The sequence below is a fragment of the Pseudomonas sp. FG-3G genome (assembly GCF_901007645.1).
Lineage (GTDB): Bacteria > Pseudomonadota > Gammaproteobacteria > Pseudomonadales > Pseudomonadaceae > Aquipseudomonas > Aquipseudomonas rhizophila.
The window spans coordinates 1-25,223 of sequence record NZ_CAAKGZ010000017.1; the positions used below are offsets into that span (position 1 = coordinate 1).

Below are 25,223 nucleotides of genomic sequence, written 5' to 3' on the forward strand. Positions count from 1 at the left end.
TAATGTGCCGCCGTCATCGCGAGCAGGCTCGCTCCCACAGTAGTCCGAGTTGTCCGCAGGTCTTGCATGCCGCCGCAAATCCCCTGTGGGAGCGGGCTTGCTCGCGAAGGCGGTGTGTCGGTCGGGATCGATGTTGAATGTGCCGCCGTCATCGCGAGCAGGTTCGCTCCCACAGTAGTCCGAGTTGTCCGCAGGCCTTGCATACCCCCGCAAATCCCCTGTGGGAGCGAGCCTGCTCGCGAAGGCGGTGTGTCGGTCGGAATCGATGTTTAATGTGCCGCCGTCATCGCGAGCAGGCTCGCTCCCACAGTAGTCCGAGTTGTCCGCAGACCTTGCATACCCCACAACCCTGCGGGGAGGGGGCTCACTGGGTTGTGGCGATCGGGCCGAGTCGGGCCGGGTCGTGCAGTAGGGAGAATCCCAGCTCGCGCAATGTGCGGCCGATGAAGCGTGAGCCCACGTCATTCAAGTGTGCGTCATCGCGGTACAGCAACTGCCCGTCCATGATCGGGCTGCATAGCCCCGCTGGGCAGATCACTTGATTGGGGTCGATAAAGCGCACCTGGGGCAGTCTGGCGCGTATCCCCTCCCAATACGGCGCGGTGACGTCCAGCGGGGCCGAGCATGGGCGATCGGTGCCGAACATCAAGCGGCGCACGGGGCAGGTCGCTGCATTGTCGATGTTCTGGTTGCGCAGAATCACGATGACCTGGCCGGTGTTGTTCGCCACGTGCTTGATGCTCGCTTCGATAATGTGTGCGGCCGCCGCATCCTTGGGCCAGGCGCCGGCCAGCACGACGTATGGGTAGTGGTTCTGCTTGATCAGCTCGAACACCCGGTCGTTGCGCGCCATGCAACGGTCGCCATACGCCTCGGACACCTCGGTGGCATAGCCGAAAATCGGCGGGCAGGCGTCCAGTGTGTAGTCCATTAATCTGATGCCGTTGGGTTTGGCCAGGATATCGACCATGCCCGTGAAATGATTGGCGAACGAGTCACCCACCATCATTCCGTCCAGTTGCTCCTTGTGTGCACCGAGCTGGCAATCCGGATCAGGTTCGGCGCTGTACCGCGCACTGGGCATATGGCAACCGCTGCGAAGCCTGTTCGGTTTGCTCAGTGCCATGGCCTCGAGCCTCGACACTTCAGGCGCAAAACGCTGTGGGAAGCCGTTCCATTGCAGGCTCAAGGTCGCCAGGACGGCCAGCCCCAGGGCCGGGACTATGAATCGGCGGACCAGTACGCGGGGAAACTGCAATTGCGCGCCAGTGCGCCGAAAGGGAATTTCGACATACCGCCAGGACCACCAGGACAACAGAATCGACACCAGCACCAGTGACATGCCCACAGAAAGGGTTATCTCGATGCCCAGGTAATTCAGGTAGGCAATCAACGGCCAGTGCCATAAATACAGCGAATAGGAAATCAGGCCTATGAACACCATGGGCCGGTTGGTCAGCAGGCGGGAGCGAGCCTCACCGCTGTCGGCCAGAATCAGCAGTGCCGCGCCCAGGCAAGGTATCAGCGCATTGACGCCGGGGAAGGGGGTGTCCCGGCTCAGGGCAAACAAGGAAAAACCAATCAGCCCATACCCCGCCGCTGTATAAGCCAGCACTTCTATCCGGCCGAGTGTACGTGGCTGATAAAGATAGATACCCAGTGCTCCGCCTAGCATCAGCTCGAAAAAACGTGTGGGCAGCAGGTAATAGGAGGCCGTGGCGAAGACGTTCGTGGCGTATTCGGAAAGCCCCACCGCCGCCACGATACCGACGGCCAACACCGGCAGGACATAACGCGGTGTCAGGCGATAGAGCATCAGGATCAGCAGCGGCCAGATCACGTAGAACTGCTCTTCAATCCCCAGGGACCAGGTATGCAGCAGCGGCGCTTCGCTGGCATCGGCGGCGAAATAGTTGCCGTACTTCATCCAGATATAGATATTCGAGACCCCCAGCAGGGAGAACAGCGCACTGACGTTGAGCCGCGTCAGGTCGGCGGGGGAAAGGATGAAGGCCCCTGCGATCACGCTCGCCAACAACACAGTGACCAGTGCGGGCACGATGCGATTGATGCGCCGCTGATAAAAGCGCTTGAGCGAAAAGGTGTTGCCCTTGATCTCGGAAAACACCTGGGAAGTGATGAGGAAACCCGAGATGACGAAAAAAATATCGACCCCCACGAACCCGCCTGGCAGCAGGTCGGCGTTGAGGTGATGGATGAGTACGGCCAGCACTGCAATACAGCGAAGCCCATCGATATCGAGGCGATATTTTGTTTGAGGCATGTCGGCGATCGTCCTTGAATAGGAGGCAATCCAGGTGCGTCATGTTTATGACGAATTTGCCGACTGCATGTAAACGGCACGTATTAGTCATTGATTGATAGCTGGAAATTTATGCTTTGCAAGGCGTCGGGCAAAACAAGGCGGGGCAGACGACCAGCGGTGTTTGCCCGTCGCCTGAGCGCATCCTTGGTCTGCCCGTCACCCAACTCCGCTATCCTGAGCCTCACGTTTACCCATGAGCCTTTTCATGCTTGAAGTTCGCGACGTATTTAAGAGCTATGCCACGCCGCAAGGGCCATTGCCGGTGCTGCAGGGTATCGACCTGACGTTGGCCCCTGGCGACAGCCTGGCACTGATGGGTGAGTCCGGCAGCGGGAAAAGCACCTTGCTGCATCTGGTTGCCGGTCTGGACAAGGTCGACCGTGGCAGCATTCGCTTTGGCGAGCGCAGGCTCGACGGCATGAGCGAAAGCCAACTGGCAAGCTGGCGACGTACACAGATAGGCCTGGTGTTCCAGCAGTTCAACCTCATCAGTAGCTTGCCGGTGGAGGATAATCTGGCGTTCCAGGCGCGTCTGTGCGGTCGCTATGACCCTGCCTGGCAGACCCATCTGGTGCAACGGCTCGGCCTTTCGCAACTGCTGCACCGCTATCCCGAACAGCTGTCCGGCGGCCAGCAGCAACGGGTGGCATTGGGGCGGGCACTGGCCTCGCGGCCGCCCTTGTTGCTGGCCGACGAACCCACCGGCAGCCTCGACGAAGCCACCAGCGACGAGGTGTTGCAACTGTTGCTGGAGTTGCTGGACGGCAGCCCGACGAGCCTGCTGATGGTGACCCACAGTCCCCGGGTGGCGGCCCGTCTGAGCCGTCGAGTGGTCTTGCAGGGCGGACGTCTGGCGCAGGTGGCCCAAGGGTGATGATCCTTCGCCAGACGCTCAAGGCCTTGCTCAGCCATTGGCGCCAGCACCCGGTGCAGTTTTTCAGCGTCCTGACCGGGCTCTGGCTCGCCACCAGCCTGCTCACCGGCGTGCAGGCGCTCAACAGTCAGGCCCGGGACAGTTACGCTCGAGCCAGCCAACTGATTGGTGGCGAACCCCAGGCCAGCCTCAGTACGCCCGGCGGCGGCACCTTTACCCAACAATGGTTTGTCGATCTGCGTCGCCTGGGATGGCCGGTGTCTCCCGTGTTGCAGGCTCGGGTGACGCTGCAGGGGCACGAGGATCAGCGCCTGCAGTTAATGGGCATCGACCCGGTGTCTTTGCCCCCCGGAGCGGCAGTGGCGGGGCAGGTCCGGGAGATGGCAGACGTGGTGGAGTTTTTCACTGACCCTGGCCGCACCTGGATCGCTGCGCAGACCTTGCAGGCCTTGGGGCTGAGCGAGGGTGACCGGCCCCGGACGGTCGATGGACAATCCCTGCCACCGTTGCTTGTCCAGGCGGACATGGCGCCCGGCGTGCTGCTGATGGACATCGGCTTCGCCCAGCAGGTACTTGGACGGCCGGACCAGCTGTCGCGCTTGCTATTGCCTGCCACGTTCAACGCGCCCTTGCCGACGGCGTTCAACGGCCGGCTGCAGTTCAAGCACGCCGATGAAGAAAACAATCTGTCGCGCCTGACCGAAAGCTTTCACCTGAACCTTGACGCCTTGGGGGTGCTGTCCTTCGTGGTGGGGTTGTTCATCGTTCACGCCGCCATTGGCCTGGCGCTGGAACAACGCCGCAGCTTGCTGCGAACCCTGCGGGCCTGTGGCGTCAGTGCGCGGTTGCTGGTCACCAGTCTGGCCCTCGAACTGGGCGCCTTGGCCTTGCTCGGCGCAATCGCAGGAGTGCTCAGCGGCTACTGGCTGGCGAGTCTGTTGTTGCCCGATGTCGCGGCGAGCCTGCGCGGCTTGTACGGCGCCGAAGTGGCCGGCCACCTGAACCTCAGCCCGTGGTGGTGGCTCAGCGGCGTGGGCTTGGGCTTTCTCGGCGCGTTATTGGCCGGCGCCGACAGTTTGCTGCGGGCGGCGCGCCTGCCGCTGTTGGCGCTGGCCAATCCCCAGGCTTGGCATCAGGCCCATGCACGCTGGCTGCGGCGCCAGGGGTGGGTGGCGACATTGGCGGGGTTGCTCGCGGTATCGGCGTTGATCTGGGGTGACAGCCTGGGCAGCGGTTTTGTCTTGATGACGGCGTTGTTGCTGGGCGCTGCCCTGGCTTTACCGGTGTTGCTCAGTGGCGCGCTGAAGTTGCTGTTGCGCCGCAGTCGTTCGGTACTTGGGCAATGGTTTCTCGCCGACTGCCGTCAGCAATTGCCGACGCTGAGCCTGGCACTGATGGCGTTGCTACTGGCTCTGGCGGCGAATATCGGTGCCGGCAGCATGACCGCAGGTTTTCGCCAGACCTTCAGTGACTGGCTCGAGCAACGGCTGACCGCCGAGCTGTACATCAATCCGCAAACCCCGGCCCAGGCGGGCGAGCTGCACGTCTGGCTCAAGGAGCAGCCGGCGATCAGCACGATATTGCCCAACTGGCAGGTCTCGATTCCTTTGCAAGGCTGGCCGACGGACATCTACGGCATCATCGATCACAGCGCCTATCGTCAGCATTGGCCGTTGCTGGAGTCGGTTTCCGACAAGCCTTGGGAGCAACTGGCCGGGGGTGACACGTTGATGCTCAGCGAACAACTGGCCCGGCGTCTCAACGTGAATATTGGCGATCGATTGACGATCCCGACGCCCCTGGGACCCTGGACGCCGCGCCTCGTCGGGATCTATGCCGACTACGGCAACCCCAAGGGCCATGTGCTGGTCAATGCCGACCACTTGCTGCGGCATTGGCCGCAACTGACGCCGAACCGCTTCAACCTGCGCATCGAACCCTCCGCGATCCCGGCGTTGCTGACGGCGTTGCAGGCCCGGTTCAGCCTGGATGACAGCCGAATTGTCGATCAGGCGCGCCTCAAGGGCTGGTCGACGCAAGTATTCGAACGCACCTTTGCCGCCACCGCTGCCCTCAATAGCCTGACGCTGGCGGTGGCCGGGGTGGCGTTGTTTATCAGTCTACTGACCCAGAGCCAAAGCCGCCTCGGCCAGTTGGCGCCGCTGTGGGCGTTGGGGGTAACGCGCCGGCAGTTGATGTTGCTCAATCTGGGCCAGACCTGGCTGTTGGCGCTATTGACCCTGGTACTGGCCTTGCCACTGGGCATCGCCCTGGCCTGGTGCCTGGACGCGGTAATCAATGTGCAGGCCTTCGGCTGGCGCCTGCCGTTGCGGGTATTCCCGTGGCAATTGGCGCAGTTGCTGGGCCTGGCGATGCTTGCCACGCTGCTGGCATCGGCCTGGCCGCTGTATGCGTTGTACCGCACGCAACCGGCGGATTTGCTGAGGACCTTTGCCCATGAAGATTAAACTGGGCTTGATGCTGATAGCGCTACTGCTCTGCGGTTGTGATAACCGGCAACCGCCGCCGAAGGGCTTCGCCGGCCTGGGTGAGCAGGCCGGCGCATTCACGCCCGTGGTGCCGGGGCGGGTATTCAGTTTTCCCGCCGATCATGGTGTTCATGAGGGGTTTCGCATCGAGTGGTGGTACGTCACTGCCAATCTCAAGGATGCCGAGGGCCGCGATTACGGTGTGCAATGGACGCTGTTTCGCAGCGCCCTGAACGCCGCGCCCCAGGCCAGCGGCTGGCGCAACCAGACGATCTGGCTCGGTCATGCCGCGGTCACTTCCAGCGCCGTCCACCATGCCGCCGAGCGCTATGCACGGGGCGCAGTGGGGCAGGCCGGGGTGCAGACGACTCCTTTCGACGCCTGGATCGATGACTGGCGGTTCGCTACACAAGCGTCGGGGGCCGATCCATTGGCGGACATGCAGCTCAAGGCCAGTGGCCCACACTTCAGTTATGAGTTGCGCCTCACGTCGACGCGTCCGCTGGTGCTACAGGGCGATAAGGGGTTCAGCCAGAAATCCGAACAGGGCCAGGCGTCGTACTACTACAGCCAACCGTTCTTCCAGGCCAGCGGCCATGTGGAAATCGATGGCCAGCGTTATACGGTCAGCGGCCCGGCCTGGCTCGACCGCGAATGGAGCAGCCAGCCACTGACTGCGAACCAGACGGGCTGGGACTGGTTTTCCCTGCACCTGGACAGCGGCGAGCATGTGATGCTCTACCGCATGCGCCACAAGGAGGGGGCGCCATACCTCACGGGCACCTGGATCGATGCCCAAGGCCAGGCGCAGACCCTGCATGCCGGGCAGATCAGCCTTGAACCACTGGACACCGCCGTGGTTGCCGGGCGCTCGATGCCGGTGCGCTGGACGATCAGGATCCCCGACAAGCGACTCGACATCACCACCGATGCCTTGAACCCCAACGCCTGGATGAACCTGCGCATTCCCTATTGGGAAGGGCCGGTGCACCTGAGCGGCAGCCACAGCGGCAACGGTTACCTGGAAATGACGGGCTACTGAGAATCGCCGGAACTCCCCGGGAACGTCGACCCTCATACCTTATGAATGCCTCTGAGGAGTCCGTCATGAGTGATGACCTCACACTTCCCTCGCTGGCCGACTGGCAGCGCTTGTTCGACGACAAGACCTACTGGCAGCAGTCGCCCGACGTCCATTTCACCGAGCTGATGCGGGTGGCCGATGACCTGTTCGGCCAGGGCGCTATCGACCTGGCACAGTGGCAGGAACTCAAGGCCAAGGCCGAACAACTGCACCATCGTTCACCCGACGCCAACGTCGCTGAAGAAGTCGCCGATCCTGACGCCTGACGCGCAGGCCCGAAAAACCAAGGAGTTCGCCATGAAACCCAGTGATCAAACGTCGCACAATCCAGACGAGCCGGCGATGCCGGGAGAGGTGGAGCGTGACAACGACGCCCTGCGCCCCAACGATCCGGCTAAACGCAAACAGCAGGAAGGCGATACTGAAGCGGGGGAGACGGATGCACAAAAGACCGCGCGACAGGGCTGAGGATGGATAGACCGCGCGGTCTTGAAAACGCATTTGTTAATGCTGCTTTACTTGCCCGGTCTTGTTCGGCGTAGCGGATATGTTTTTTTTATACTGCTGTTGGATTTTGTATAGCTGTTTGTATAGCTGTTATTGATTGGGCGTTAATAATGACGACTAAAGATAAATAATTATTTAAACAAGCTCCCGGACATATTTTGCAAGTTCCACTATTATTATGCCCGTTCGCCCAGTGTCAGGCTCTTTACCAGTGCATGGAATGCCGAGGCCGTCGCACTGGGCGAACACCATCCTGAATCAATATCTATCGACGACTATCCGGCGACCGGTGAACGCCAGTCATCGGAGCCCGACGTGCCGCTGACTTCGTGGGTCCAGGTGATCTTGCGGTAGGTGAAGTGCACATCTTCCAGATGGGTGAAGTGCGCGTTCGCCGGGTCCTGGCAGTTGAGCATGTAGTCCTTGATATCGACGATGATCGCGTCCTCCAGAGTGGTGGTGTAGTAATGCTCCTGGGTGCCGGCCGCCGAGGTGCGGTACCACTGGATCTCGACTTTGGTCAGGCGTTCTCCGCAGGTCAGGGCCGCCAGCAGCAGCGGCGAGGCCTTGTCGAACACCTTGGTGATGACCAGGGGTTTATGCACGCGCTGGCCGGTTGGCTGACCCGACTGAGGATCGCGGGGGATGATGACCTGGTGCTCGAAGCCTTGCACCATGACTTGATCTTCATGACCTTCCTGGTAGGTGTTGCCCACCGAGTCGGCCGTAAAGGCGCCGGCAGTGATCAGACCTTGTTTGGTGCCTTCGATGGACATGTAAGCGGGGGTAGCCAATGGATGCTCTCCTTGCGGGATAACTAAAGGGACCTGGGAAGGGAATCGTCCCCAGGTGGCCTGACGGTTATCAAGAGCTATGCCATCTTCTATAAAAGATATGTATATCAATAAGTTAGGATCAGGCGTCGATCCATGAGCGCTCCGGGTACAGAGGAATGCGCGCGAGGAGTTGCGTAGTTGGCAAGCCGGATGCGCAACTTCTTACGCATTCGGCTTTCCGGTTTTTCCTACATTCCCAGGGCGGACATGCACTCATCCATCGAGCGCTGTTGCGTTTCGGCATACAACTGCAGCTCATCGATGGTCGGTTGTCCCAGCGCTTGCTCGAATGCCTGGCGATTGGACTGTCCGGCGTAGTGAATTTGAGCGGCATCGCCGAGGTTCGACTGGAAGATGCCGGCGGCGCTCACTGGCAGGAAGTCCTCGTACACCAGGGGTTCGGCGCGCAGGTATTGCGCTTCCAGCAAGCGTTCCAGCGAGACCGGTTGCTTGATCGTGCCTTTGGCAGCGAGGCCCTTTGGCGTCACGAAATAGCGAAAGTACGCCAGTGCCTGCCGACGCAGCTCATCGTGGTTGTCAGGGAACTGGGCAAAATGCTCGGTCATCAGTGCGTTGTAGCGTTCGGCGTTGGCTTCGTTGGGAAACTCCCCCAGCGCATCCCGAGCGGCGTTCAGCAACTGATCGTAGAGTGCGCGACCTTTCGGGGTGAGGGCGGCGCCCCGTTGCTCGATTTCGCCGAAGCGGGCGCTGTGGCTGCCTTGGGAGTGGGGCTGGTCGGTGAACGCTACAGGTTCGTCGAGCGCCTTGAAGCTGGTCTGCCGCAGCAGGATCGGGCACTGCCGACGGGGCGGGCCTTCGACGACTGCCTTCGGGGTAATGCCGTGCACGGGCATCTGGGCCTGCACAATGTCGATGTCCAGGGTACGTGGCGTCAGGTGATTGATGTGCGGGCCCTTGAAAGCCACCACGTCGGCGATCAGCCGATGCTGGGCGCTCAGTTGCCGATACTGCTCGGCCGTGACGGTGGCGCTGTGGTGCCAGCGAAAGGTTTCCAAGGCCTCTAGGACGAAGTCATCAGCCTGTGGTTGGGTCAGCCCCCCTTGGCGTTCAGCGAGGTCGATGAGCTGGAGCGCCGTGGAGGTAAAGATCTGGCGCTTGTTCAGCACCGATTCGGCAAAGGCCCGAAGCTCGGCGTTTTCGATCAGCTCCAGACGCAGCAACGAGGTAAACACCCGGAACGGGCTGACCTGCAAGGCGCTTTCATGCACGGCTCGAAATGCCGTGGAATGCACAGGCACCCCGGCGGGCGTGAGGTCGTAGTAGCCCACCGGGTGCATGCCCATGACCGCGAACAGACGCCCCAGGGTTGCCAGTTCTGCGGCGGTGCCGACACGGATCGCGCCGTGGCGCTCCAGGTCCAGACGCTGGAGTTCGCCAGTACTGCGCAAGTGTTCGGCCAAGTGCGGGTCGTTGACCAGCACCTGGGCATTGGTCTGTTCCACCAGGTTCATCAGTGCCCCGTACAGCGGCACCTCGTCGCGGTACATGTCGGACATCGCCTTGGAGAAGCGTTGGCGGATCAGGTCGGGACTGACGAAGCTCATTGTGAGAATTCCTGGCGCAAGCTGTGGGAAAGTGGAAGGAAAGATCGCAGCCTTCACCAGCGTCGACAAACGAAGAATCTTCAGGACTTCATTCTGTCAGGGACTGATCCGCCCACTTCACCGTGGCTCAGGCAGCCTTGAAGAGCGGCATCAAGGTCACTGGCCCAGGCCCTTGAGAAAGTCGCGATACAGCGCGGCGGTTCTCCCGGGTCGCTCGACCATGGGCATATGGCCTACCCCCTCCCAGATTTCCACACGCAAGTCGGCGATGCCCTTGCTCCATACGGGCACACTGCTGACGTCAATCAGCCGGTCCTTGCGACCCCAGAGCAGCAGCGAAGGCGCGCGGATGTCGGGCAGGCGCGGCTCCATCGGCGGGCTGGCGCGAAAATCCACGAAGATCTCTTCCAGTTCATCCCGGCGCTGCTCATAACGCTCGGCCAGCGCCGCCAGCACCACACTCGGCACCCACGGCGGCGAGGCCATCGTCATCGCGTAGAAAGGAGCGAAGTCGTCCCGCGAGCGCACCAGAAACGGGTTGTGGCCGGCTGCCAGGTGCCGCTCCATGTCGCTGGGTTCGGGCGCGGTGACGCCGGCCGGGTCGATCAGGGCCAGGGTGAGTATCCGTTCCGGGGAGGTCGCTGCCAGCCAGGCGGCGAGATGACCGCCCATGGAGTTGCCGATCACATGGACCTTGTCCAGGCCGCAGGCATCCAGCAGTTCGATCACCCGTCGGGCCTGGGTCGGGATGTCATAACCGCCGCCGGCCTTGAAGCCGGTTTCGCCATGACCGGCCAGGTCAGGAATCACCACCCGATAGTCGCTGACAAAATGCCGGGCAAAACGCAGCCAGAGGTTCTTGTCGGCGCTGTAGCCGTGCAGCATCAATATGCTGCCGGACGCTTCGTAGGGCCCGCCTTGCCAGGTCGACACGGTCATTTCGCTGATGGGCACCGTGATCTTGTGCAGTCGGTACAGACGCGCTTCCAGGGCCATGCCCATGTCGTACAGCACATGGCCGATGCCTGGATACGTCAGCCAGCTCCAGGCGATAAACACGGCGAGGACTACCCACAACACCAACATGCTTTGCCCTCCAGGGTCAGGACAGAATGTGATCGGCCAACCGGAGCCGACGAGTCAGATAGTGATAAGTGAAGCTGAAACCGGGGAACATCGCGACGACGTGGCCGCTTTTGCTTTGATACCAGCTGTGACAGCCGCCGGATTTCCATACAGTGCGTTGCATTTCCCGGTGGATCATTTCGGTGTAGCGCTGTTCGGCGGCAGGCTGCACTTCGATGCTGCGCAGGTTTTGCCGGTTCAAGGTGCGGATGCAGTCCAGGATGTAGTTCATCTGCGACTCGATGATGAACAGTGCCGAGGTGTGACCGATGCCGGTGTTGGGGCCGGTCACGATGAACAGGTTGGGGAAGTCCGGCAGGCTGGTACCCAGGTAGGCGCGCGGGTATTGGGCCCAGACGTCGTGCAGTCGGGTGCCGTTGCGGCCGGTGACGGGATAGGAAATCACCCCGTCGGTGGCGTCAAAGCCTGTCGACCAGATGATCAGGTCCAGTGGGATGTGCTGGCCGTCCCGGGTGATGATGCCGGTTTCATCGAGGGCGGCGATGCCGTGCTCCTGGCCATGCACGCTGACGTTGGCCCGGCACAGGGCCGGATACAACGTACTGGACAGGATGACGCGCTTGCAGCCGATCAGGTAGTCAGGGGTCAAGCGACGACGCAGAACCGGATCCGGCACTTGGCGTTCAAGCATGTTCAGGGCCTGGCGCTGGACCATGCGAACCGCCGGCCGTGAATATTTGAACGCAATCACCCGGGTTTCGAATTGCCAGTAGATCGACCAGCGCAACAGGGTGCGCATCGGCGCCAGGCTCAGCAACCAACGTTCGAGACGGTTGAACGTGCGGTCGCGGCGTGGCAGTACCCAGTGGGGCGTACGCTGAAACACGTGCAGATGGGCGACTTCTGGCGCAATGGCCGGGATGACTTGGGCGGCGCTGGCGCCACTGCCGACGATGGCAACGCGTTTGTGGCGATAGTCGTAGGTGTGGTCCCAATCATTGGTGTGAAACGTCTCGCCCTGGAAGCGATCCCGGCCTTCGAAATCAGGGATCACCGGTTGGCTGAGGGGGCCTGTGGCATTGATCAGGAATTGCGCATGAAAGGTCCCTAGGCTGGCGGTGTCGACGATCCAATGTCGGGCATTGTCGTCCCATGCCACCCGCTGCACATTCGCGCCCAGTTGTACCTTGTCCTGCAGGGCGAAGCGTTCGATCACGTGCCGGGTGTAGCGGTGCAGCTCCTCCTGGCCGGCGAACATCCGGCTCCAGTCGTAAGCGGCGAATGAGAGCGAATACAAGGGCGACGGCACGTCTACCGCCGCGCCGGGGTAGGTGTTCTGGCACCAGGTGCCGCCGAAGAAATTCCGTCGCTCCAAGAGCAGGAAATCCTTTATGCCCTCTTTGAGGAGATTGATTGCCGCGCACTGGCCCCCGAACCCGCTGCCGATGATCAACACCTGATAGCTGCGCATGGGCCTCCTTTCTGGTGGTGGTTGCCGATTCCCTTTGTCATGTATAGCCAAAATCCGAGGGGAGCCGTGCATTTGATGGCGAATAAATACCCCTTCATTGATGGTGGCTATTTGATGCCGCCCTGATAGACTTCAAATAACCCTATCCCACAACCCGGGAAGCCCTCGGTACAGAGGCCTCTATGCAAAGAACGGGACGAAAGGGACTGTCATTGGCCAGGAGGCTTTACACCTCACGAATCCTGGGCCTGATGCTAGGGTTGTTGTTGGTGAGTGTCGCTGTCTATCCCCTTGACCCGGCACCCTGGGTCTGGTGGGCCATGCTGTTCAACGGCTTGTTATGGCCGCATGTGGCCTATCAGTGGGCCCGTCGCGCGGCGCAGCCGTACCAGGCCGAACGCCGAAACTTGCTGATCGACGCCTTTCTTGGCGGTTTCTGGGTCGTTGCGATGCAATTCAATCCGCTGCCCACGGCCGTTACGCTGGCAATGATGGCGATGAACAACGTCTCCATCGGGGGCTTGCGTTTTCTGTTCGCCGGGGCGGCGGTCCAAGTGACGGGCATCGCCCTGGGCCTGGCGATCTTCCCGTTGACCAGTGTGCCGATGACCAGTTCGGCGCAGCTCTATGCCAGTTTGCCTCTGTTGTGCATATATCCGCTGGCGTTGGGCTGGATCTGTTTTCGCCAGACCGACATCCTGGGCCGGCAAAAGCGCGAGTTGTTGGCCCTGAGCCGTACCGACAGCCTGACCGGTCTGCTCAATCATGGGGCGTGGAAGGACCGGCTTAACGAGGAGTTCCAGCGCTGCCTGCGACAGCCACACGATGGGGCTGGTCACGGCGTGATTGCGCTGATGGACATCGACCACTTCAAAGCCATCAATGACACCTATGGCCATGGCGCTGGTGACATCGTGTTGCGTCAGCTGGGCAAGATGCTCAAGCAAAACCTGCGGGCCACCGACATTGTCGGACGTTATGGGGGGGACGAGTTCTGCGTGATTCTGCCGGACCTGACGTTGCACAATGCCGTGCTGGCCATGGAGGCCCTGCGTGAGCGGTTCGCCCTGCTCGGCTACGAGCAGGCCCCCGCGCTAAAGGGCAGTCTGAGCATTGGCCTGGCCGCCTTCAACCCGGCCTATGGCGACGCCACTCTCTGGCTCAACGACGCCGACCAGGCGCTTTACGAGGCCAAGACCGGCGGGCGCAACCGGGTTGTTTGCCATCGGCAGTGCCAGATGCTCGAGGAACCGGCGGTTTCTTTCTGACCCAACCGAGGAAGAGGGTTTATTTGTGCTAAACACAAACAAGTCCTGTTCCAGCCGCACTGTGTTCCGGCCTGAACTATCCCCCTAGGATTGCTTCACTCAACCACTTGTGAAGGAATCCCTCATGCAACGTTTTACCCGTCGTTTGCTCGCCGCTTGTGCGTTCTCCGGTATTGTCGCCAGCACCGGCGCATTGGCTGATGCCCATCCCACCATTCGAGCCATGGCTGGCGCGGAGCCGGTCAACCAACTCCCGGCCGGTAAAACCGCGTTACTGGTAATCGATTTTCAGAACGAATATTTCACCGGCAAAATGCCCATCCCTGACGGCGCTGCTGCGTTGGCCAATACTCGCGAACTGATTGATTTCGCCGATGATCACCACATGCCGGTGTTCCATATCCAGCACATTGCGCCGGCCGGTTCGGCGGTGTTTGCCGAGGGTGGCGAAACCGTGAAATTCCATCCGGACATGCAGCCCCGGGCCCAGGATGTTGTCTTGCAAAAGACCACTGTCAGCGTCTTCGGCAGTACCGACCTGGACAAGCGTTTGAAGAGCGCTGGTATCGAAAACCTGATCATCTCCGGTCTCATGACCCACGCGTGCGTGGCCGGTGCTGCCCGTGATGCGGCGCCGCTTGGCTACAATGTGTTGGTCGCCTCCGATGCATCGGCTACCCGTGCGATCACCCGGGTCAGTGGCGAAGCGATCGACAAGGACGCCTTGCACAAGGCCGCACTGGCCGAGGTCGAGGATACTTTAGGTGATGTGATGACCACCGCCCAAATCATCAAGCTGCCGGTACGCTGAAAATGAATCAGATGCTCGCCATGCGCGTGTTTCGCTGCATCGTGGAGGCTCAGGGGTTTTCAGCCGCGGCCGAACGACTGGACACCACTCATTCGTCGGTGTCGCGCAACTTGCAGCAATTGGAGTCTGTGCTGGGCGTGCGTCTGATCAATCGCAATACCCGACGCATGAGCCTTACGGCAGCAGGCGAGCGCTACTACGCCGCTTGCGTGGATATTCTGGATCGCGTTGATGCCGCGTCCCAGGCGGTGACCCTGGAACAGGAACGGCCCTCCGGGCTGCTGCGCATCAGTTCACCGCTGGTGATCGGTACGCTGGAGCTGGCACGTTGGTTGCCGGCGTTCCAGGAGCGCTATCCGGACATCCAGGTCGATTTGTCCTGCTCGGATCCGCTTGTCGATCTGGTAGCCGATGGGTTCGATGTGGCATTACGGATTTGCGGGCCGTTGGCCGACAGCAGTCTTGTCGCGCGCTTGCTCAGCGTTTCGCCGCTGGTTCTGGTGGCGGCACCGGCCTATGTCTTCAAGCGCGGGCTGCCTCGCGGCGTTGCTGAACTCAACGACCATCGGCTGCTGACGTATGCCTCGGCCACGCAGTGGGTGCTGGTGGGGGAAGCAGGGGAGTCGAGCACGGTGGATTGCGCCAGCAGCTTTCATACGGACACCATCACTGCCTTGCACGCCTGCGCTCTGGCGGGCGGGGGCATTGCCGCGTTTACCCTGGCGACGGTGCAGGATGACTTGCTGACGGGAAGACTGGTGCGGATTCTGCCTGAGTACACGCTTGGGCAGCGGCACTACTATGCGCTTTACCCGCATGCGCGGAATTTGCCGGCCAAGGTTCGAGTGTTTGTGGATTACATGGCGCAGTATTACGGCGCCAGGAACTGATGGACCTTGGACTGAACAGCGCCGGGGCCTGAAAAGCCCGGACAACGTTGCGACGATTTGAACGATGTAGCTGAGCCGTGGCGAGGGAGTTCCCTCGTCACAATGGGGCAAGCCACAATGAATCAAACAGCCTTGGTGTGATCGGCTGGCCCGCGCAACGTCGCAATATCCCGCTTGGGCGGCATGCCAAACAAACGGCCGTACTCACGGCTGAACTGCGAGGGGCTTTCATAGCCCACTTTGAAGGCCGCACTCGCCACGTCCATATGTTCATTGAGCATCAAGCGCTTCGCTTCGTTCAACCGTAGCCACTTCTGATACTGCAGCGGACTCATCGCGGTGAGCTGGCGGAAGTGATGGTGGAAGGTGGGGGGGCTCATCTGCACACGCGCCGCGAGGTCCTCTACGCGGATGTGTTCGGTGTAATTCAATTTCAGCCAGTCGATGGCTTTGGCGATCCGGTAGCCCTGGCTGTCCACGGAGGCGATCTGACGCAGCCGCGAAGCCTGGTCGCTCATCAACAACCGATAATGAATTTCCTGTTGGATCAGCGGCGCCAGTACAGGGATCGCGTCAGGCTCATCCAGCAGCGCCAACAAGCGTGCGAACGGCGCCAGAAGCTCAGGTGTTGCTGTACCAATGCCTGCGCCAATTCCGATGGGCCGGTCTCGATACGGCGTCATGCCGCTCTGGGCGACCAGATCGGCGACCATGCGCAAGTCGAGCTTGAAGACCAGGCCCAGGCAAGGTTGCTCCGGGCTTGCCACCATCACTTCAGAATTGGCGGGGATGTCCAGCGAAGTGATGAGAAATCGTGTGGTGTCGTATCCATACGCCTTGCCACCTACCCATACCTGTTTCACGCCTTGGGCCACGAGCACGATGCTCGGTTCGATCATGCAGATGACGGGACGCGCCGGGGCTTCACGTCGAAAGAAACTAAGGCCGGCCACCGGCATATCAAAGTCCCCCGTCTGTGGGGTCCGGGCGTCAATGAGGCTGGCGAGCGTCTCTTGCAGGGATTTGCGTTGGGTGGTCATGGCGGGTTCGGAAGTTGTCCAGGACTGATAGCTATAGGCAGAACATTAACTCGCCAAGCGAAGCGCTGCCTACATGAAGTGGGCGAACTCATAGGATCGGGCAAGAAAAGCAGCGCAATGCGCTACCTGAAATCCGGGTTGGGCGCTGAGAATTTGATCCGACCTGACTCAGGAGATCATTACTCAATGCATGTTCGAGCCTACGCGGGCGACACCCCTCGAATCACTCAAACAGAAGGACTATCCAGTGAAAAGAATGCTGCTTGCCCTCGGTCTGCTTATCGTCTCTTGCTCATCCATGGGGGCTGATATGTCCAACGGTGCTGACAACTTCTACAAAAGTGACAAGGTGACAGTGGAAAAGGTCGCCTTCAAGAATCAATACGGGATGGAGGTGGCAGGTAATCTGTTTGTCCCAAAGGGACTGGACCCGAAGGCGAAGAGCGCCGCCATCATCGTGGGTCATCCCATGGGCGCGGTGAAGGAGCAGAGTTCCAATCTGTACGCGACCAAAATGGCCGAGCAGGGTTTTGTTACGCTCTCCCTGGATTTGTCGTTCTGGGGGGAGAGTGAGGGTACGCCGCGCAATGCGGTGTTGCCGGACATGTACGCAGAGGATTACAGCGCTGCGGTGGATTTTCTCGGCACCCGGCCGTTCGTCAATCGCGAGCGCATCGGCATCATTGGTATCTGCGGCAGCGGCGCTTTCGTCATCAGCGCAGCCAAGATCGACCCGCGCCTGAAGGCCATCGCGACGGTCAGCATGTACAACCATGGCGACTTGTACCGCAAAGGCCTGGGTAACTCGACAACGGCGGAACAGAAAAAACAGTTCCTGGCCACGGCAGCCGAGCAGCGCTATGTGGAGTTTATCGGTGGAAAAACCGCGTACACCTCTGGCTCACCGCTGAAATTGACGGGCGATGCCATCGCGGATGAGTTCTTTGACTTCTACCGGACCCCGCGTGGCGAAGTCACTCCCGCCGGCGCTTCGCCGCAGACCACGACCATGCCCACGCTGTCCAGCAACGTCAAGTTCATGAACTTCTACCCGTTCGATGACATTGAAAGCATCTCGCCGCGTCCTTTGCTGTTTATCACCGGCTCCGAGGCGCACTCGCGTGAGTACAGTGAAGATGCCTACAAGCGGTCTGCGCAACCCAAAGAGTTGCTCATCATCCCGGGAGCCAACCATGTGGACCTTTACGACCGGGTGAACCTGATCCCGTTCGACAAGTTGGCCGGGTTCTTTCGCAACAATCTGAAGTAACTCCCTCAATCACGCCATCACTTGGCACCTCTTGTCCTGCGGCAGCGATCTTCGTTGCCGCAGTTCGTCCCCTCGAGTCTTCAGTGGACCCGACGCTCAAGAAACACAGGATTCATATCCCATGACCGATAGCGTATTGCCCATATCCCAAGACCGCCCCACGTGGAGCGCGGTGCTTGCCATGTCCCTCGCTGCGTTCGCCCTCGTTGCATCGGAGTTCATGCCGGTCAGCCTGCTCACGCCCATTGCGGCCGATCTACACATTAGCGAAGGGCAGGCCGGTCAAGGCATCGCCGTGTCTGGCGCCTTCGCCCTGATCACCAGCCTGTTCATTGCATCGATTGCCGCTAGGGTGGACCGTAAAAGTTTGCTCCTGCTGCTGACACTGTTGATGATCATTTCTGGAACCGTGGTCTCATTGGCACCCAATTACGCGGTATTCATGGCCGGACGCGCACTGATCGGCGTTGCGATTGGCGGCTTTTGGTCGTTGTCAGCCGCCACGGCCATGCGGCTGGTGCCGGATCACCAGATCCCACGGGCCCTGGCGATCGTCAATGGCGGCAATGCGTTGGCGACGGTGGTGGCGGCGCCGCTGGGCAGTTTTCTTGGGCAGATAATCGGTTGGCGTGGCGCGTTCTTTTGCATTGTGCCTGTCGCCGCCACCGCTTTGGTCTGGCTGCTGTTACGCCTGCCCTCCATGCCGGCACAGACGAAGCAGGGCAGCGCCAACGTGTTCAAATTGATGGCGCGGGGCCCCATAGCCTTGGGCATGCTGGCTGCCAGTGCATTCTTCATGGGTCAATTCATGTTGTTCACCTATCTACGACCGTTCCTTGAAACGGTGACGCAGATGAGCGTGTCTTTGCTTTCGTTTGCATTGCTGGTGATTGGCGTGGCCGGTTTGCTCGGTACCTTTGTGATCGGTGCGTTCTTGAAAAATGGCCTGTATCGGACGCTCATCGTCATCCCGTTGCTGATGGCAGCGATTGCACTTGCCCTGGTGGGGTTCGGGGCGTCGGCAACCATCACGATTATCCTGCTGGGGCTTTGGGGTTTAGTGGCCACCGCTGCCCCCGTCGGCTGGTGGACCTGGCTGGCGCGAACGCTGCCAGATGATGCCGAAGCAGGGGGGGGATTGATGGTCGCGATCATTCAGCTTGCGATTGCGGCGGGTGCCACGGTGGGCGGCATCCTTTTCGATCTGAGCGGCTATCAGGCGACTTTCGAAGCCAGCGCGGTTGTGCTGGGTGGTGCAGCCGTTCTCGGCATCCTGGCTGCACGGGCCGCGGTTCGGGATTGCCCAGACATTCGCGCCCGGGCGCAAGCCAAGGCCGTTTGAGCAGATGACCGTTGAGCGCCTGCGGTTGGTGGCACATTGATATATTGGTAGGCTAGGGGCTCGTTACCTATCGAGTGGGTCAGTGTGACTACCGAGCGAATTTTCCAGTTGGAGCAAGCCCTTATGGCCGTGATCGCTGCGGCGGGAAAGATGGGGGTCTGCAGTGATGAACTGTGCGCGCAGGCGGTGGGCGGGTTGATGTTTGAACACCATTGGAGCTGGGCAAACGCACAGTACGCGCAAGGGGCGGCCGACGAGATCGACAACGCGTTGAGCCTTCTCGTAGGGAAACCAACGGTGGAAAACAGGTCGCCGGCGATTGAGACCGGCGCCAATGCGTTGCTCAATCCGCCAGCTAATTCGCGGTCTGTCAGTTTTATTTGATACGAGTGTGCGCCCATTTGCGTGTGCGCCCTCATCGCGAGCAAGCTTTGCTCCCACAGGGTAAATGCTTGGAGGTTAATGCTGCGAGCGATATTCCGGCGCGGCTTCCAGCGAGGTCTTGTGAGCGTTTTCCTTGGACGTTTGCCCCTGCGTATCGGGTAGCGAGGCGACATGAACGGTACGGGCCGGGATCGCAAATCGCACACCGATTCTGGCGAATTCTTCCATCATGCCCAGGTTGATCGCCTGTTGGACATCCATGTAAACGTTGTAGCTGGGGTCCAGCACGATGTACACCGTTTCGAATTCCAGTGCGCTCTCGCCGAAACCGCGAAAGTGCGAGCGGTCGAAGCGGGTCTTTTCCTGAGCCTTGATGATGTTTTCGACGATGACCGGCACTTGCCTTAGCTGTTCTGTCGAGCAGTCATGGGGCAAGGCGAATTCAAAGACGATGCGTCGTTCCTGAAGCCGTTTGTAGTTCTGAATGGTGGTGCTGATCATTCCGGCATTGGCCATCACGATCTGCTCGCCACCCAGGCTACGGATCCGCGTGGTTTTCAAGCCGACATGTTCCACGGTGCCGGCCAGGGAACCGACGACAATGAAGTCGCCGACCTCGAACGGCTTGTCCACGGCGATGGACAGCGAGGCGAACAGATCACCGAGGATGTTCTGCACCGCCAGCGCCACGGCGATACCACCGACCCCGAGGCTGGCGATAAAGGCGGTGATGTTCACGCCCAGGTTGGAGAGCATCGCCAGGAGTACCACGGCCCAGAGAAACACCTTCGCGCCCCACAGGCTCAGGGTGGCCAACGCGCTTTTCTGGTGGATGTCGGAGTGGCTGTGGCGGGCGAAATAGTGCAGCAACGCCAGGGCAATTGCCCGGTTGGCCCAGAGCCCCACCTGCAAGGCTGCGACCACGAACCAGAGGCTGCTGACCCGGTCAAGCCAACGCTCCGGCAGGTCCAGGACGCCGACGCCAATGAGGATGGAGGCCAGTAACAACAGCGTATTGCTGGTGCTGGACAGGACTTCGACGGCGATGTGGCTGACGTACGCATCGGGTTTCTGTGCCCGGGCCTGCACTTTTCTCAACAGCAAGCCGATGCCGGCCCTGACGATGATAAAACTCACCACCATCACACCCAGGGCCAGGAGCCAGTTGGCGATGGAGATGCCGAGTAATTGGGTATCGGTAAGGAACTGAAGAGAGCTTGAGTCCATGTGAACGGTCACCTGTGCCATTGCTGTTCAGGTTTTGGCCCTTGCCGACTTTGGTGTGAGAACCTGGGCAGGGCATGAACCTGGTTAGTTCGCGCAAAGCACGGGCCGTTCAATTTTGTTCTGCGCGAGCAGTTGCGTAGGAGAGTGCTGGCGGCGTAGTTTCCTGGGCAGAACCTCTGTCAGAGCAATGCCATGCACATGACCGAACTGAGCAATGAGGAGTTGGAGCCGTTGCGCCAGGCGCTGATCCTGGGGGGGCTGCCTGTGGACGACCTGAACCAGCAGGGCCGACGTTTTTTCAGCTTCAGGCAAGCAGACGCTCAGACAGCGTTTGGCGGGATCGAGGGGGAGGGCGCGGACCGATTGTTACGCTCTCTGGTGGTCCCTGAGGGGCTGCGGGGGCGCGGCATAGGCGCAGCGATGCTGGTCGCTCTGGAAGACTTTGCGAAAAACCAAGGTGTGGAGCGCCTTCACCTGCTCACTGCCAGTGCTGCTAGCTTCTTTGTCGCCCAGGGGTATCAGCCGCGTGACCGTTCGCTGGCGCCGATGTCGATCAGCGAAACGGCCCAATTCAGATCATTGTGCCCGGCCTCGGCGGCCTACCTGAGCAAATGCCTCATCTAACGCAGTAGATGCACGGCCAGGCCGGTCAGTCCGCATCCCAGTAGCACCTGGATGACGCCGCGTTTGTAGCGAAACAGCGCAATGGCGGCGGCGAGCGCGATGATTGCCGACGGCCAGTCCAGCGCACCGGAAAAACCGCTGGGCCAAAGCACGTGGTAACCGAAGAAGCAGGCCAGGTTGAGGATCACCCCGACCACGGCGGCAGTAATCGCCGTCAGCGGTGCGGTGAATTTCAGCTCGTTATGCGTCGACTCCACCAACGGCCCACCCGCGAGGATGAACAGGAATGAGGGCAGGAACGTAAACCAGGTCACCAGCGTGGCGGCAACCGCGCCAGCGAGGAAGGCCTGTTCAGGGCCGAACACCTGCATCACGTAGCCACCGACGAAGCCGACGAAAGCGACCACCATGATCAACGGGCCGGGAGTGGTTTCGCCGAGGGCCAGACCATCGATCATCTGTGTCGGGGTCAGCCAGCCGAAATGTCCGACAGCGCCTTGATACACATAGGGCAGAACCGCATAGGCGCCACCAAACGTCAGCAAGGCCGCCTTGGTGAAGAACCAGGCCATTTGCGTCAGGGTGCCTTCCCAGCCGAACAACAGGGTCAACACACCCATCGGCAAGGCCCACAGCAGGGCGCCGATGATCGTCAGCCGGGCCAGTCGCAAGGCGCTGAAGCGGGTATGCTCCGGGGGCGGGGTGTCATCGTCGATCAATGCCGGGCCAAAGGATTGATGCGTGGCGTTGTGGCCGCCCAGGCTGAACTTTTCCGGTGCCCAGCGGCCGCCGAAGTACCCGATGACCGCCGCTCCCAGCACGATCAGCGGGAAGGGGAGATTGAAAGCGAATATCGCGGTGAACGAGCCGGCGGCGATGGCCCACAGCCAACTGTTCTTGAGCGCGCGCGAACCTATCCGGTGGGCGGCATGCACGACGATCGCGGTCACGGCTGGCTTGATGCCATAAAAAATCCCGGCCACCACGGGCACTTCGCCAAAGGCGACATACAGCCAGGACAATGTGATGAGAATGAACAGCGAAGGCAGCACGAACAGCGCCCCGGCAATGATCCCGCCCCAGCTGCGGTGCATCAGCCAGCCCAGGTACGTCGCCAATTGCTGCGCCTCGGGGCCTGGCAGCAGCATGCAGTAATTGAGGGCATGCAGAAAGCGTCGTTCGGAAATCCAGCGTCGGCGCTCCACCAACTCCTGGTGCATGATCGAGATTTGTCCTGCCGGCCCACCGAAACTGATAAAGCCCAGCTTGAGCCAGAACCAGAACGCCTCGCGCAAGCTGATGGCCGAGGGGCTGGACAACGGGTCGTCGACGGTCGGGATGGGTTTATTCATGGTCGGCCGGTGCTTGGATGGCAAAGGCGACCTACGTTATGGGGCGTTACGCAATTTTGATAGCCCTGGCAAAGCGATTCATGAAAAAAACCGGCTTTCCGGGATTGTCGCCATTGGGGGGGATTTTCCGGCCAGAACGGGTGAATTTGACAGGGCCATGCGCAGGATTTTGGATCCATTGAGCCACCCATCGGCTATGCCACACCGGCAAATTGCCGCCCCCCCAGGCGGTAGGCTAAGCTCACGAATATTGGGGGCTTTGAGGGTTTCGCTCATGCTTTGCCCCCCTCAGGAATTCGCTTGCCTATCCCCCATTTTGATCCGTTCCATGTCCCCGGCGGTGCCCTCAAGCGCCTGCCGTTGCTCAAGGCAGCGGTGGCGTTTATCGCGGCGGTCTGCCTGTGCCTGTGTGGCCTGCTTTTTTTGCAACTGGAACAGTCTCGTCGCTACGATCTGGAGTCGGCGCGCACCGCCTCAGCCAACCTCACCCGGGCCATGGCCCAACAGGCTCAGGACACGTTCCAGCAGACAGACCTGGTCCTGACCAGCCTGGCGGACTGGATAGAGAGCGACGGTTTCGGTCCGGCGCTGCAACCACGTCTGCAGAAAACCTTTGCCCGGCGCGTGCAAGCCCTGGAGCAATTGCATGGCCTGTTCCTGTTCGACAAGCACGGTCATTGGGTCATTACGTCCTTTGAACAACTGCACAGGGGCCCAGGGGTAGCAGATCGGGACTACTTTACGTTCCATCAGCAGAACACCGCCCTGATCGCTCATATCGGGCCGGCTATCCGCAGTCGACAAAATGGCGAGTGGATCATCCCGGTGTCGCGGCGCTTGAATGATCAGGACGGCAATTTCCAGGGCGTATTGTTGGCCGGGATCAAGATGTCGTACTTCGATCGATTCTTCGAAAGCTTCAGCCTCGCTGATCAAGACGAGATGGTCCTGGCCTTGTCCGACGGGACCTTGCTGGCCCGGCGCCCCTTCGACGAGGCGAAAATCGGTCGATCCCTGGCCGAGGAACCGGTCTTTCAGCATGAGTTGTACAGCGAAAGCGCCGGTACCGCGACCATCCGCTCCGCTGCCGATGGCGTCCTCAGGCTCTATGACCACCAGCATTTACAGGCCTATCCGCTGGTGGTGACCGCCGCGATGTCCGAACAGGCGATCCTGGCGGGTTGGCACGACAGAGCCTTCAAATCCAGTCTCATCGTAGCGGTGGTGGTATTAGGTATCTGCCTGTTCGGCTGGGTGTTCGTGCGTCAGGTGCGCAACAGCGAACGGATCGAAGCGGACCTGCGCAAGGCCCAGGAAGCGTTGGAACTGATTGCCACCCATGACAGCCTGACCGGGCTTGCGAACCGTCGGCTGTTCGAGCGGGCCCTGGACATCGAGTTCGGCCGGGGTGCCCGCCAGCGCAGCCCATTGAGCCTGATCATGCTCGATATCGATTTCTTCAAGCGTTACAACGACACCTACGGCCACGTGGCCGGGGATCATTGCCTGGCAGAAATGGCGAAGGTGCTCAAGGGTTGCTGTCATCGCAAGGCTGACCTTGCCGTGCGTTATGGCGGCGAGGAGTTCGCGGTGCTGCTGCCCGATACCAACCTGCAAGGGGCCTTAGCCCTGGCCGAGCAGATCCGCCGCAGCGTTATCGACCAACACATCACCCATGCCGGCTCTCCTACCGGCTACTTGACGGTGAGCCTGGGCTGCTACGCGTTCGTGCCCAGCAGTTTGGACAGCATTGAAGTGTTCCTCCAGCGGGCCGATGCGGCGCTTTATCAGGCCAAGCACAGCGGACGCAACCGAGTGGCGGCGTTATCGATGGAAGACGGGTTTGATACGCTGGCGCGCTCGGATCGTTGAGGTCGCAGAAATCATCAAAATCGATGGCCGGGAGATCGTAAGTCGTTGCAACCACCACGGTGGCTTGTCGGTCACAGCTAGTGTCCTGGATCTGGAGCCCTGGCCCGATGAAAAACCTGCGCATAGCGACCTTCAATATCAACGGTATCCGGGCCCGACTGCCCAATCTGCTGGAGTGGCTGGAGCGGGAGAAACCCGACATTGTCTGCTTGCAGGAACTCAAGGCAGCGGACAAGGATTTCCCCACAGCGCAGCTGGAATCGGTTGGTTACGGATCGCTCTGGCACGGCCAGGCGTCCTGGAATGGCGTTGCGATCCTGGCCCGTGATGCGCAACCGCTGGAGAGCCGCCGTGGCTTGCCCGGTGGCGACGATGACCGCCACAGTCGTTACCTGGAGGCAGCGGTGCATGGCGTGCTGGTGGGTTGTCTTTATCTGCCTAACGGCAACCCGCAACCTGGGCCCAAATTCGATTACAAACTGGCCTGGTTCGAACGGCTGATCGCTTATGCCCAGGGGCTGCAGGCCAGCGATCATCCGGTGGTGCTGGCGGGTGACTACAACGTGGTGCCCACCGATCTGGACATCTACAACCCGCGTTCCTGGCTCAAGGATGCCCTGCTGCAACCCGAAAGCCGCGAGTGTTACCAAAGGTTGCTCGACCAGGGTTGGACCGATTCGTTGCGCCATCTGTACCCGGACGAGCGGGTATACACCTTCTGGGATTATTTCCGTCAGCACTGGCAAAAGAACTCCGGGCTGCGCATCGATCACCTGCTGCTCAACCCGGCGGCCAGTCCTTACCTGAGCGAGGCGGGCGTGGACGCATGGGTCAGGAATCAACCGCATCCCAGCGACCATGCTCCGACCTGGATCCGGCTCGCTTCGCGAAAACGTCGGTGAGGG

Annotated in this window: 22 protein-coding genes; 14 read left to right on the forward strand and 8 right to left on the reverse strand. The window is 60.7% G+C overall.

The features are described from left to right. Positions 1-364 precede the first annotated feature (364 nt). A complete protein-coding gene (locus PSEUDOMOFG3G_RS07855; protein WP_139049578.1) occupies positions 365-2,284 on the reverse strand; it encodes an acyltransferase family protein in 1,920 nt (639 codons plus the stop codon). 247 nt (positions 2,285-2,531) lie between these two features. Between PSEUDOMOFG3G_RS07855 and PSEUDOMOFG3G_RS07860 the strand changes: the two genes are divergently transcribed. From PSEUDOMOFG3G_RS07860 to PSEUDOMOFG3G_RS07880, 5 genes are all read left to right on the forward strand, one after another. After that, the gene (locus PSEUDOMOFG3G_RS07860) at positions 2,532-3,200 is read left to right on the forward strand and encodes an ABC transporter ATP-binding protein (RefSeq protein ID WP_047228530.1); all 669 of its coding nucleotides are present in this window, start codon (positions 2,532-2,534) and stop codon (positions 3,198-3,200) included. Beyond that, positions 3,200-5,668, forward strand: a complete 2,469-nt coding sequence (locus PSEUDOMOFG3G_RS07865; protein ID WP_139049579.1) for an FtsX-like permease family protein — start codon at positions 3,200-3,202, stop codon at positions 5,666-5,668. Before PSEUDOMOFG3G_RS07860 ends, PSEUDOMOFG3G_RS07865 begins: the two co-directional genes overlap by 1 nt. Beyond that, positions 5,658-6,731, forward strand: a complete 1,074-nt coding sequence (locus PSEUDOMOFG3G_RS07870) for a lipocalin-like domain-containing protein (RefSeq protein ID WP_139049580.1) — start codon at positions 5,658-5,660, stop codon at positions 6,729-6,731. Before PSEUDOMOFG3G_RS07865 ends, PSEUDOMOFG3G_RS07870 begins: the two co-directional genes overlap by 11 nt. A gap of 65 nt (positions 6,732-6,796) precedes the next feature. Beyond that, positions 6,797-7,039: a hypothetical protein gene (locus PSEUDOMOFG3G_RS07875; protein WP_047228527.1), complete on the forward strand. Its 243-nt coding sequence runs from the start codon at positions 6,797-6,799 to the stop codon at positions 7,037-7,039. A gap of 31 nt (positions 7,040-7,070) precedes the next feature. Next, the gene (locus PSEUDOMOFG3G_RS07880; RefSeq protein WP_171061341.1) at positions 7,071-7,241 is read left to right on the forward strand and encodes a hypothetical protein; all 171 of its coding nucleotides are present in this window, start codon (positions 7,071-7,073) and stop codon (positions 7,239-7,241) included. A gap of 314 nt (positions 7,242-7,555) precedes the next feature. On the opposite strand, the gene PSEUDOMOFG3G_RS07885 is transcribed toward PSEUDOMOFG3G_RS07880, so the two are convergent. From PSEUDOMOFG3G_RS07885 to PSEUDOMOFG3G_RS07900, 4 genes are all read right to left on the reverse strand, one after another. Beyond that, entirely contained in the window at positions 7,556-8,074 is a 519-nt protein-coding gene (locus PSEUDOMOFG3G_RS07885) for an Hcp family type VI secretion system effector (RefSeq protein WP_047228526.1), read from the reverse strand. 230 nt (positions 8,075-8,304) lie between these two features. After that, entirely contained in the window at positions 8,305-9,681 is a 1,377-nt protein-coding gene (locus PSEUDOMOFG3G_RS07890) for a VOC family protein (RefSeq protein WP_139049581.1), read from the reverse strand. Between the two features lie 156 nt (positions 9,682-9,837). Continuing rightward, positions 9,838-10,767 carry an alpha/beta fold hydrolase gene (locus PSEUDOMOFG3G_RS07895; RefSeq protein WP_047228524.1) on the reverse strand — a complete coding sequence of 310 codons (930 nt, stop codon included), beginning with the start codon at positions 10,765-10,767 and terminating at the stop codon, positions 9,838-9,840. A 16-nt stretch (positions 10,768-10,783) separates the two neighbouring features. Beyond that, complete coding sequence (locus PSEUDOMOFG3G_RS07900) at positions 10,784-12,238, reverse strand: NAD(P)/FAD-dependent oxidoreductase (protein WP_139049582.1); 1,455 nt, start codon at positions 12,236-12,238, stop codon at positions 10,784-10,786. Between the two features lie 182 nt (positions 12,239-12,420). Here PSEUDOMOFG3G_RS07900 and PSEUDOMOFG3G_RS07905 point away from each other — a divergent pair, with 182 nt between their 5' ends. The 3 genes from PSEUDOMOFG3G_RS07905 (at position 12,421) to PSEUDOMOFG3G_RS07915 (ending at position 15,207) form a co-directional block, all read left to right on the forward strand. Beyond that, positions 12,421-13,506 (forward strand): diguanylate cyclase, encoded by a 1,086-nt coding sequence (locus tag PSEUDOMOFG3G_RS07905; RefSeq protein WP_076383956.1) that lies wholly within the window; start codon positions 12,421-12,423, stop codon positions 13,504-13,506. A 124-nt stretch (positions 13,507-13,630) separates the two neighbouring features. Then, positions 13,631-14,317 carry a cysteine hydrolase family protein gene (locus tag PSEUDOMOFG3G_RS07910; protein WP_139049583.1) on the forward strand — a complete coding sequence of 229 codons (687 nt, stop codon included), beginning with the start codon at positions 13,631-13,633 and terminating at the stop codon, positions 14,315-14,317. A 2-nt stretch (positions 14,318-14,319) separates the two neighbouring features. Next, positions 14,320-15,207 carry a LysR family transcriptional regulator gene (locus tag PSEUDOMOFG3G_RS07915; protein WP_139049584.1) on the forward strand — a complete coding sequence of 296 codons (888 nt, stop codon included), beginning with the start codon at positions 14,320-14,322 and terminating at the stop codon, positions 15,205-15,207. A 122-nt stretch (positions 15,208-15,329) separates the two neighbouring features. On the opposite strand, the gene PSEUDOMOFG3G_RS07920 is transcribed toward PSEUDOMOFG3G_RS07915, so the two are convergent. Continuing rightward, positions 15,330-16,247: an AraC family transcriptional regulator gene (locus tag PSEUDOMOFG3G_RS07920; RefSeq protein ID WP_139049585.1), complete on the reverse strand. Its 918-nt coding sequence runs from the start codon at positions 16,245-16,247 to the stop codon at positions 15,330-15,332. A gap of 247 nt (positions 16,248-16,494) precedes the next feature. On the opposite strand from PSEUDOMOFG3G_RS07920, the gene PSEUDOMOFG3G_RS07925 reads away from it, so the two are divergent. The 3 genes from PSEUDOMOFG3G_RS07925 to PSEUDOMOFG3G_RS07935 all read left to right on the forward strand — a co-directional run bounded on the left by PSEUDOMOFG3G_RS07925 (position 16,495) and on the right by PSEUDOMOFG3G_RS07935 (position 19,243). Next, the gene (locus PSEUDOMOFG3G_RS07925; protein WP_076386596.1) at positions 16,495-17,517 is read left to right on the forward strand and encodes an alpha/beta hydrolase; all 1,023 of its coding nucleotides are present in this window, start codon (positions 16,495-16,497) and stop codon (positions 17,515-17,517) included. A gap of 121 nt (positions 17,518-17,638) precedes the next feature. Then, on the forward strand, positions 17,639-18,859 hold the full coding sequence (locus PSEUDOMOFG3G_RS07930) for an MFS transporter (protein ID WP_139049586.1): 1,221 nt from the start codon (positions 17,639-17,641) through the stop codon (positions 18,857-18,859). 123 nt (positions 18,860-18,982) lie between these two features. Beyond that, on the forward strand, positions 18,983-19,243 hold the full coding sequence (locus PSEUDOMOFG3G_RS07935) for a hypothetical protein (RefSeq protein ID WP_177500506.1): 261 nt from the start codon (positions 18,983-18,985) through the stop codon (positions 19,241-19,243). 75 nt (positions 19,244-19,318) lie between these two features. On the opposite strand, the gene PSEUDOMOFG3G_RS07940 is transcribed toward PSEUDOMOFG3G_RS07935, so the two are convergent. Next, a complete protein-coding gene (locus tag PSEUDOMOFG3G_RS07940) occupies positions 19,319-20,470 on the reverse strand; it encodes a mechanosensitive ion channel family protein (protein ID WP_047228517.1) in 1,152 nt (383 codons plus the stop codon). 192 nt (positions 20,471-20,662) lie between these two features. Here PSEUDOMOFG3G_RS07940 and arsN2 point away from each other — a divergent pair, with 192 nt between their 5' ends. Next, positions 20,663-21,094 (forward strand): arsenic resistance N-acetyltransferase ArsN2, encoded by a 432-nt coding sequence (arsN2, locus tag PSEUDOMOFG3G_RS07945; protein WP_139049587.1) that lies wholly within the window; start codon positions 20,663-20,665, stop codon positions 21,092-21,094. Here arsN2 and chrA read toward each other — a convergent pair. Then, complete coding sequence (chrA, locus tag PSEUDOMOFG3G_RS07950) at positions 21,091-22,446, reverse strand: chromate efflux transporter (RefSeq protein ID WP_139049588.1); 1,356 nt, start codon at positions 22,444-22,446, stop codon at positions 21,091-21,093. The two genes, arsN2 and chrA, sit on opposite strands and share 4 nt — an antisense overlap. 300 nt (positions 22,447-22,746) lie before the next feature. Here chrA and PSEUDOMOFG3G_RS07955 point away from each other — a divergent pair, with 300 nt between their 5' ends. After that, the gene (locus PSEUDOMOFG3G_RS07955) at positions 22,747-24,318 is read left to right on the forward strand and encodes a GGDEF domain-containing protein (protein ID WP_139049589.1); all 1,572 of its coding nucleotides are present in this window, start codon (positions 22,747-22,749) and stop codon (positions 24,316-24,318) included. Between the two features lie 107 nt (positions 24,319-24,425). Then, on the forward strand, positions 24,426-25,220 hold the full coding sequence (gene xth, locus PSEUDOMOFG3G_RS07960) for an exodeoxyribonuclease III (RefSeq protein WP_047228513.1): 795 nt from the start codon (positions 24,426-24,428) through the stop codon (positions 25,218-25,220). Positions 25,221-25,223 lie beyond the last annotated feature (3 nt).